Raw genomic sequence first — 8,985 nt, 5'->3', positions numbered from 1 at the left:
CAGCACGGTCGGCTCGGCGTCGAGCGCCGCGAGCGCCGCCGCCTGCTCGCGCGCCGTCGCGCGCGCCCGCTCCAGCTCGGGTACGGCCGCCGCGACCGCCCCGGCCAGCTCGCGCATCCGGTCGACCCGGTCCCGGGCGCCGGCCAGGCTCTCCTCGTCGACATCGGCGAGGCCGCCGAGCATCTTGTCGACCGCCTCCAGCTTCGCCTCGGCCTGCCCGGCGCGCTCGGTGGCCTTCTTCTGCACCTCCTCGTAGACGCCCAGCCCGAGGAGGTTCACCAGGATCTGCTGCCGGGTGGCCGGCTTGGCGTGCAGGAAGTCGGCGAACTGCCCCTGCGGCAGCACCACGCAGCTGGTGAACTGCTCGTACGGCAGCCCGACCGCGTCGAGCACCGCCTGCTCCATCTCGGCCGGGGTGCCGGCCACCACCTCGCCCAGGTCCTCCGGGCTGAGCCCGGTGTCGAGCTTGGTGACGTCGAACCCGGGCGGCATGAGCTGGAGACCGGCGTTGGCGGTCTTCACCGTGCCCCGGCCGTCCCGGCGGACCACCCGCGTGGCCACGTACCGGTCGCCGGCGGACTCGAAGACCAGCCGCACCCGCGCCTCGGTGGCCGACGGGGCGAGGGCGTTGGCCAGCCCCCGGGTGCCGCCCCAGCGGGGGACCGTGCCGTAGAGGGCGAAGCAGATCGCGTCGAGCACCGTCGACTTGCCCGAGCCGGTCGGCCCCACCAGCGCGAAGAAGTCCGCGTCGGTGAAGTCGACGGTGGTCTCCTCGCGGAAGACGGTGAAGCCCGCCATGTCCAGCCGCATCGGCCGCATCAGTGCTCCACCTCCTCGAGCAGCTCGTCGAAGAGTTCCCGGACGTCCTCGTCGGCGTGGCCCCGGCTGCCCAGGTAGTCGGCGAACAGCTCGCGCGGCGAGCGGCCGGCCCGCTGGGCGGTGCGGGTGCCGCTGCCCGGCGCCGGCACCAGCTCCGGGTCGATCCGGATCTCCAACGCCCGGGGGAGCAGCTCCTGCACCTCCTCGCGCAGCCCGGCGCGGGGCTGCTCGCGGACGTAGACCCGCAGCCAGCCGTCGGGCACGTCGATCTCGGCGAGCTGGGCCAGGGTGCCGCGGACCGTGCGCAGCGGGACGGCGCCGGGCACCGGCACCTCCCGGATCTGCGCGGCGGTCGTCGCGGTCACCTCGACGATCGTCACCGACCCGACGTTCTCCTGCTCGCCGAAGTCGACGGCGAGCGGGCTGCCGCTGTAGCGGACCGGGCAGGGGCCGATCACCCGCTGCGAGCGGTGCAGGTGGCCCAGGGCCACGTAGTGCGCGTTGCCCGGGAAGACGGTGGCCGGCACCGCGTAGCCGAGCACGGTGTGCGCGTCCCGCTCGCCGCCGCCGGTGCTCGCCCCGACCACGGTGAGGTGGGCGGTGACCAGGTGCACCCGGTCCGGCTCGGTGAACCCCTCGGCCAGCCGGGCGAGCACCCGCCCGAGGTGGTCGGCGTAGGTCTGGTTGGCCTCGGCCGGGGTCAGCTCGTACATCTCCACGGCGCGTACGGCGTAGCGCTGGGAGAGGAAGGGCAGCGCGGCGACCTGCCAGCGCTCGCCGTCGCGGGTGGCGCCGTCGATGACGTGCTCGGCCGGGTTGTCCCGGACGCTGCCACGCAGCGTGATGCCGGCGGCCTCGGCCCAGGGGCGCAGCGCGTCGAGCGCCGCCCCGTTGTCGTGGTTGCCGCCGATCGCCACCACGTCGGCGCCGGTGCGGCGCAGCGCGGTCAGCGCCCGGGTGACCAGCCGGGTCGCCTCCGGGGTGGGCGCCGCGGTGTCGTAGAGGTCGCCGGCCACGATGACCAGGTCAGGCCGCTCGACCCGGGCGATCTCGATCACCTGGGCGAGCACCTGCGTGTGCTCCTCGGCCCGGGACTGCCCCTTGAGCACCTTGCCGACGTGCCAGTCCGAGGTGTGCAGGATCTTCATGGTCGGCCCTCAGAACGGGATGTCGTCGTCGGCGGTGCCCGAGCCGACCACCGCGAAGGGGTCGGCCGCCTGGGTGATCGAGCGCAGCGTCTCCGAGGGCGCCCGGCCGGCCTCGGAGACCCGGGTGGCCCAGGCCGGGAAGGGGAACTCCAGGCAGAGCGGGACCGGGATGTCGGGCTGGTTGACGAACATGGTGCCCGGCTTGGCCAGCAGGGCGCGCTGGCGCTGGGCGGGCGGGAGGAAGCCGTATTCCGGGCGGGACGCCTCGGCCGGGTCGAGCCGGCCGACCACCCGGATCGCCGAGTTGGTGACGATCCGCCGCTCCACCTCGCTGGCGGTCTGCTGGGCGCCGACCAGGATCACCCCGAGCGAGCGGCCCCGCTCGGCGATGTCGAGCAGCACTTCCTTGATCGGGGAGGAGCCCTCCCGGGGGGCGTACTTGTTCAGCTCGTCGAGGACGACGAAGAGCAGCGGCTTGGCGGTGCCGGCCTTCTCCTTGCGCTCGAACTCGCTCTTGAGCGTCACGCCGACCACGAAACGCTGCGCCCGGTCTGGCAGGTTGTGCAGGTCGACCACGGTGACCTGGGCGGACTCGGCGGTGTTGATCGAGTGCGGGCGACGGGTGGCCAGGTCGCCCCGGATCAGCCGGGCCAGGTCCTTCTTGCTGCCGATCAGCCGGCGGGCGAACGCGTTGACGGTGCCGAGGCCGACCGCGCTGCCCGCCCAGTCGCCCCGGGTCTCGTCGTCGTTGAGCTGCTCGACGATGTGGTCGACCAGGTCGCCGTAGGACCCCAGCCGGACGCCGTCGATGCTCACCCCGCCGTCCGCGGGCTGGGCGTATCTCGCCAGGTGGGCGGCGACCGAGTGCACCACCATCGTGTACTGCTGCCGCTCGTCGTCGGCGTCGGCGAAGACGTAGGGCAGCAGGCGGTCGGCGCAGAACTCGGTAAGCGTCCAGTAGAAGCTGTCCACCCCGGTGAGTCGGCTGCTCACGTCGGGCGTGCCGGCGGAGTCGCCGACCCGGGGCGGGGCGTAGACCCGGACGTCGGGGAAGGCGCCCGCGTCGAGCCCGAGCTTCGCGTAGCCGGCCCGGGTGGCGTCGTCGAGCCGGGTGTTGGGGTGGTCGAGGAAGAGCAGGTCCTCGCCCTTGACGTTGAAGATCAACGCCTTGGCGTTGACGGCGTCGCCGCCGAGCACCCCGGAGCGGAAGACCGAGTAGAGCAGGAAGGTGGCGAAGCTGGTCTTGGTGGCCACGCCGGAGATGCCGGAGATGGAGACGTGCGCGCCCCGGGTGCCGTCGAGGAAGTCGGCGTTGAGGTAGACCGGGACGCCGTCGCGGCCCATGCCCATCGGGATGCGCCGCTCCATCCGGTCGAAGTGCAGCGCCCGGGCCCGGGCGTCGCCCTCGGCCCGGTACACCACCGCGCCGGGGGTGGGCGGCACGTAGAACTCCGGGTCGACCCGGGTGGTGGTGACCTCGGCGGCCTCCTGCACCTGGGCCGGCAGCGTGCCGTCGGCGATGGCGAACACGTCGGAGTCGAACTGCGCACCCTCGTGCCGGGCGCGCACCTGGGTGACCACGCCGGCGATGGTGACCGGCTCCCGGTCGGGCAGCTCACGGCGGGTCACCACCACGTCGTCGAGCTGGAGGTAGCTGCCGGGCGCGACGGCGGTCCAGAAGGTGAGCGGGGTGGCGTCGGCGGTGCCGAGCACCCGGCCGACCCCGTCGCCGGGGCCGTCGAGCAGGTCGTCGGTCATCGGCGGTCTCCGGTCGGCTGGTCGTCCCGTTCGCGGCGCACGTCGTGCATCCTGCCCGAGGGATGCGACAGGTTGCCACGCGACGCGGCGGACGCCACCCCGCGGGTCCGCCGACCTTGCGCAGCGGGACCGCCCGCTGACTCTCCGTACGCCCTGGTCGGCCATTCCGGCACCGCCGGGCCGGCTCCCGGGAGATCCTGCAATGGGCCCGAGAACGCAAGGTGCGAGGAGCGGCGGTGGAGGCAGTCCGCAACCGGACGGCGATGCTGCTGCTGCTCGCCGCGCTGCCGCCGGTGGTGCAGGAGACGGTGCTGGTGGGCATCGGCTTCCACGGCGCCCGCGGGCTGGCGCCGCAGGTGACCGCGGTCTGGCCGTACGACTCGTTCCACGACCTGCGGTGGCTGCTCGTCTTCCACGACTCCTGGGGGAACTTCCTGCTCGGGCTGGTGGCGCTCACCGTGTTCCGCGGGCTGCTCACCGCCGGGCTGACCGCACTCGCCTGGCCCGCGCGGGCGGCCCGTCCCTCGTTCGGCTGGCTGGTGCGGCGGAACCTGGAGGTGGCCGCCCTCGCGCTGGTGGTCATCTCGCCGTGGGCCGCGATCTCGGTCGCCTTCTCGGCGGTGGCGCTCTCCCTCTACCTGTTCGCCTCGCTCGCCCCGATGCTGGTGCTCGCCCCGTTCCTCCAGCGCGCCGGGGTGGTCCGGAACTGGTGGCGGGGCCTGCCCACGATCGAACTGCTCGGCTGGTCGGTGCTCAACTTCATCGTGCTCACCGTCGCGGGCGCGGTCATCTCCAGCACGTCCGGCTGGTGGGGGGTTCCGGTGGCGGCGTTGGCCGGCCTGGCCAACGGCCTGCTCTGGCGGCGCACCGTGGCGGCGGCCGTGCTGCCGGCCCGGATCCGGCTGGCCCGGGTTCCGGTCGCGCCGGTGGCGATCGTCCTCACCATGGCCGCCGCGGTGGGGTCGCAGACGCTCGTCGGCCTGACGACGGGTCCGGCGGCGGAATGGCTGCCCCCGGTGCTCACCGAGCGGCTGCCCGACCGGGTGCCGCACGCGGTGATCGCCATCGCCGGGCACGACTCGCAGTGGAACGGTCGCCAACCGGAGGACCCCCGGGTGGAGCGCTTCTCCTACGTGGGCCTCGACCGGCAGGGCCGGCCGCTGCCGTACGGGCCGGAGGCCACCCACCAGGCCCTGGACTCCAGCGCGGTGCTGCTCGCCGCGCAGGTCGACGAGTTGCACCGCCGGACCGGTCGGCCGATCGCCCTGCTCGGGTTCAGCGAGGGCGCCATGGTGGCGCGGACCTACCTGGACAAGTGGGCGCAGCCCCTGCCCGTGGAGGCGGTGCTGCTGTTCAGCCCGCTCATCCAGCCCGGCCGGGCCTACTATCCGCCCCCGGGCTACAGCGGGTGGGGCGTGGCCGCCGGCTGGGAACTGCGCGGGATCTTCTGGCTGGCCAACCTGGGTCGCACGGTGAAGAGCGCCCCGGACGAACCCTTCGTCCGTTCGGTGCTGGTCAACGCGCCCTTCTATCGCAACCGCACGCTCTGCCCGGTGGCCGGGGTCCGCATGATCGCCTTCCTGCCGACGGTCAGCGCGGCGGAGGCGCCGCCCGGCGAGTACAGCCGGGTCCCGGTGTTCCAGATGCCCGCCCTGCACGGCGGGCTGATCGGCAAGCGGCAGGCCCAGGAGCGGGTGGTCGACTTCCTCGCCGGCGGCCGGATCGACCGGCCGCGCCGGGAGTACCGGCTGTTCCAGCGGCTGGGCGCCGCCTGGCAGGCCCCGCCGCTCCCACTGGTCCTCAACCCGGTGTGGGCGGCCGACCGGGAGGGCGACCCGGCGTTCAGCGGCTTGATCTGCGAGCCCCGCTGACCGGCGGCCTCACCCCGCCCGGCCGGTCGCCCGGCGGTGCCGGAGCAGCAGCCGGATCGCCGCCGCGTCGACGGCGGCCACCAGGACCACCCGGATCGGCGCGTACGGCAGCATGAGCAGGTCCACGGCGAGCGCCAGCGCGGCGCAGCCGATCGCCACGGTGGCCGCGCCCCGCCGGCCGGTGACCGCCGCCAGCCCGGCGAGCCCCACCGCGGCCCCGACCGCCAGGTGCAGCCAGGCCCAGGCGGTGACATCGACCGGGTAGAGGCCGCCCCTGCTCAGCACCATGAACGGCCCGGACCGCAGCATGCCGTACGCGGACAGCACGTCGGCCAGGCCGGTGCCGACCAGCAGCCCACCGGCGAGCAGCGGACGATCGGCCCGGTCCGGCGCCGTCCCGGTCGCCTGCGGAGTACGCATTCCCCGAGGTTACGGCGCTGGTCGCGGACGAGGTCGCCGGACCGTCGGACCCGACCCGGTGGACGCGGGTCCCGGCGCCGGCGGCACGGTGGCCGCCCCGGGGTGGTGAACGGGGCGGGAAACTCCTCGAAAAAATCTTGGCCGCACGTCGTGACAGACAAGGGCTCCGTGCGGCAAGAATATGCAACAACGCATCGAGGATCTTTCCTCCATCGATCCCTCGTGCGCCGCCGCACCGTGTGACCTGCGCGGACGCGGCTGATCCGGCGTGCCCTCCCACGGCGGGTCACCCGTCGGTCGGTACCCCCCCGACCGGCAGTCCTAGTGAAGGTAGGAACTTCATGCGTCGTACCACTCTCCTCGGCGGGCTGGCCACGGCGGCGCTGCTCGCCGCCGCCGGCACGCTGCCCGCGACGGCCTCCGCCGCCCCCGTCTCCAATGACGCGTTCACCCGGGCGGTCGCCCAGCTCAAGGCCCACTCGGGCAGCGCGCTGGTCGCCGACGGCCAGAGCTTCACGCTCAAGAACGTGCAGACCGACGCCGACGGCACCGAGCACGTCCGGCTCAACCGCTACGCCGACGGGCTGCCGGTGCTCGGCGGCGACACCGTGGTCCACCTGGGCAAGGGCAACACCTGGAAGGGCGCCAGCCAGAGCCTCGCGGCCGCGCCGACCCGGGGCGCCAAGGCCCGGGTCAGCGCCGCGACCGCCGGCCGGGTCGCGCTCGCCGCCTCCACCGCCGCTACCCGCCGCGTCGACGGCAGCCAGCTCGTCCACGACGCGGACGCCGCCGGCACCACGCTGGCCTACGAGGTCGTCGTGGGCGGCGCGTACGCCGACGGCACCCCCAGCGAGCTGCACGTCCTGGTGGACGCCACCACCGGAAAGGTGCGCGACTCCTGGGAGGGTGTGCAGCGCGACGGCACCGGCAACACCTTCCACTCCGGCACGGTCACCGTGGGCAGCACCCTCTCCGGCGGCACGTACCAGCTCGCCGACGCCACCCGGGGCGGCCACAGGACCTACGACCTCAACGGCGGCACCAGCGGCACCGGCACCCTGGTCACCAGCGCCTCGAACGTGTTCGGTGACGGCACCCTGGCCAACCGGCAGACCGCCGCGGCCGACGCCGCGTACGGCGCGCAGATGACCTGGGACTACTACAAGACCGTGCACGGCCGCAACGGCATCCGCAACGACGGGGTCGGCGCGTACAGCCGGGTGCACTACAGCAGCAACTACGCCAACGCGTTCTGGAGCGACTCCTGCTTCTGCATGACCTACGGCGACGGCGGCTCCGGCTGGTACCCGCTGACCTCGCTGGACGTGGCCGGTCACGAGATGACCCACGGCGTCACGAGCAACACCGCCGGCCTGCGCTACAGCGGTGAGTCGGGTGGTCTCAACGAGGCCACCAGCGACATCTTCGGCACCCTCGTCGAGTTCTCCGCCGCCAACAGCAAGGACCCGGGCGACTACCTGATCGGCGAGAAGCTGCGCAGCAGCGGCGTCCCGCTGCGCTACATGGACAAGCCCTCCAAGGACGGCTCCTCCGCCGACTGCTGGAGCAGCTCGGTGGGCCGGCTGGACGTGCACTACTCTTCCGGCGTGGCGAACCACTTCTTCTACCTGCTCGCCGTGGGCAGCGGCTCGTCCTCGTACGGCAACAGCCCGACCTGCAACGGCAGCACCGTGACCGGCATCGGCAACGCCAAGGCCGGCGCCATCTGGTACCGCGCGCTCACCCGCTACATGACGTCGCGGACCAACTACGCCGGTGCCCGCACCGCCAGCCTCTCGGCCGCCGCCGACCTGTACGGCAGCGGCAGCGCAGAGTACAACGCGGTGGCCGCCGCCTGGTCGGCCGTCAGCGTCAACTGATCGCCCCGCCCGGCGTCGGCGGACTCCTCCCCGCCGACGCCGGGCGACCGTGCCTCCGATGGCGGGCGCGGGTACGCCACCCCGGCGTCCCCCGCCCGCCGTCGCCGTCGCAGGGGTCAGCCGGCGAGCACCTCGCGCAGCCGGGCGGCGAAGGCCGGCGGGTCCTCGGCGAAGCCGACGTGCCCGCCCGGGAACATCGTCGGCGAGGTGCCCAGGGCCGCCGCGAGCGCCCGCGAGGTGCGGTCGCAGACCTCACCGGTCGACCGCTCCCCGAGACCGACGACGACCCGGGTGGGGCCGTTGCGCAGGGCGGCGACGTCGCCTGGCTCGGCCCCTACCCGGACACCGGCCTGGCGGCCGGTCCCGTCGCCCCGGGCGCGCGGTACGAGCAGCGCGAGGCGGTCGAGTTGGCCTTCGTGGCCGCGGTGCAGCACCTGCCGGGCAACCAGCGGGCCGCGCTGCTGCTCTTCGACGTCCTCGGTTACTCCGCCGCGGAGATCGCGGCCATGCTGGGCACCTCGGCCGCCTCGGTGAACTCCGCGCTCGCGCGGGCCCGCCGGGTGCTCGCCGAGCGGGCTCCCGCCGCCACCCAGCAGCGCACCCTGCGGATGCTGGACGACGTCCGGCTGCGGAAGGTGGTCACCGGGTACGCCAACGCCCTGGAGAACGGCGACGCCGACGCGCTGGTCGCCCTGCTCACCGAGGACGTCACCTGGTCCATGCCGCCGATGCCGCACTGGTACCGGGGCCGCACGGCGGTGCTGGACTTCGCCCGGTCGGCGCCGCTCGGCCCGTGCGGCAGCTGGCGGCACCTGACGACCGGTGCGAACGGCCAGCCGGCGGTCGCCGGCTACCTGCGCCGGGGCGGGACCGGCCCCTACCTGCCGTGGTCGGTCGACGTGCTGACGCTGCGGGGTGACCGGATCGCCGGCATCACCTCGTTCCTGGGCGCGGGGCACGCCGCGGCGTTCGGGCTGCCGGACGCGCTGCCGCCGGGGGCGGCCGTTCCACCGCCCCGCTGACCCGTGCCGGCAGGGCGCCGGCCGCCCGCTCCGCCCTGGCCGGGGAAGGCTGTCCGCGTATCCCGCT

Annotated in this window: 7 protein-coding genes; 3 read left to right on the top strand and 4 right to left on the bottom strand. The window is 74.2% G+C overall.

Annotated features, from left to right (window positions below; genetic code table 11):
* The 3 genes from B0E53_RS29425 to B0E53_RS29415 form a co-directional block, all read right to left on the bottom strand.
* Window positions 1-819 (bottom strand): SMC family ATPase (locus tag B0E53_RS29425; RefSeq protein WP_146167808.1); only part of this gene is annotated, 819 nt, incomplete at its 3' end.
* On the bottom strand, window positions 819-1,967 hold the full coding sequence (locus B0E53_RS29420) for an exonuclease SbcCD subunit D (RefSeq protein ID WP_107078986.1): 1,149 nt from the start codon (window positions 1,965-1,967) through the stop codon (window positions 819-821). The genes B0E53_RS29420 and B0E53_RS29425, both read right to left, overlap by 1 nt.
* Window positions 1,968-1,976: 9 nt before the next feature.
* Window positions 1,977-3,725, bottom strand: a complete 1,749-nt coding sequence (locus tag B0E53_RS29415; RefSeq protein ID WP_107078985.1) for an ATP-binding protein — start codon at window positions 3,723-3,725, stop codon at window positions 1,977-1,979.
* 236 nt (window positions 3,726-3,961) lie between these two features.
* Between B0E53_RS29415 and B0E53_RS29410 the strand changes: the two genes are divergently transcribed.
* The gene (locus B0E53_RS29410) at window positions 3,962-5,596 is read left to right on the top strand and encodes a hypothetical protein (RefSeq protein ID WP_246835659.1); all 1,635 of its coding nucleotides are present in this window, start codon (window positions 3,962-3,964) and stop codon (window positions 5,594-5,596) included.
* Between the two features lie 9 nt (window positions 5,597-5,605).
* On the opposite strand, the gene B0E53_RS29405 is transcribed toward B0E53_RS29410, so the two are convergent.
* Window positions 5,606-6,016 carry a hypothetical protein gene (locus B0E53_RS29405; RefSeq protein WP_107078984.1) on the bottom strand — a complete coding sequence of 137 codons (411 nt, stop codon included), beginning with the start codon at window positions 6,014-6,016 and terminating at the stop codon, window positions 5,606-5,608.
* Between the two features lie 341 nt (window positions 6,017-6,357).
* Here B0E53_RS29405 and B0E53_RS29400 point away from each other — a divergent pair, with 341 nt between their 5' ends.
* Both B0E53_RS29400 and B0E53_RS29395 read left to right on the top strand, forming a co-directional pair.
* The gene (locus B0E53_RS29400) at window positions 6,358-7,896 is read left to right on the top strand and encodes a M4 family metallopeptidase (protein WP_107078983.1); all 1,539 of its coding nucleotides are present in this window, start codon (window positions 6,358-6,360) and stop codon (window positions 7,894-7,896) included.
* Between the two features lie 179 nt (window positions 7,897-8,075).
* Entirely contained in the window at window positions 8,076-8,918 is an 843-nt protein-coding gene (locus B0E53_RS29395) for an RNA polymerase subunit sigma-70 (RefSeq protein ID WP_210406259.1), read from the top strand.
* Window positions 8,919-8,985 lie beyond the last annotated feature (67 nt).

This window comes from Micromonospora sp. MH33 (genome assembly GCF_003013775.1).
In the GTDB taxonomy this organism is placed as follows: Bacteria; Actinomycetota; Actinomycetes; order Mycobacteriales; family Micromonosporaceae; genus Micromonospora; species Micromonospora fulviviridis.
The sequence above is the reverse complement of the archived record's forward strand: the minus strand, read 5'-3'. Positions and strand labels throughout refer to the sequence as shown.

What these genes read in the sequence shown, in the direction of transcription:
- B0E53_RS29420 (WP_107078986.1), bottom strand. Translation starts at nt 1,967, where the DNA reads ATGAAGATCCTGCACACCTCGGACTGGCACGTCGGCAAGGTGCTCAAG.
- B0E53_RS29405 (WP_107078984.1), bottom strand. Translation starts at nt 6,016, where the DNA reads ATGCGTACTCCGCAGGCGACCGGGACGGCGCCGGACCGGGCCGATCGT.
- B0E53_RS29415 (WP_107078985.1), bottom strand. Translation starts at nt 3,725, where the DNA reads ATGACCGACGACCTGCTCGACGGCCCCGGCGACGGGGTCGGCCGGGTG.
- B0E53_RS29400 (WP_107078983.1), top strand. Translation starts at nt 6,358, where the DNA reads ATGCGTCGTACCACTCTCCTCGGCGGGCTGGCCACGGCGGCGCTGCTC.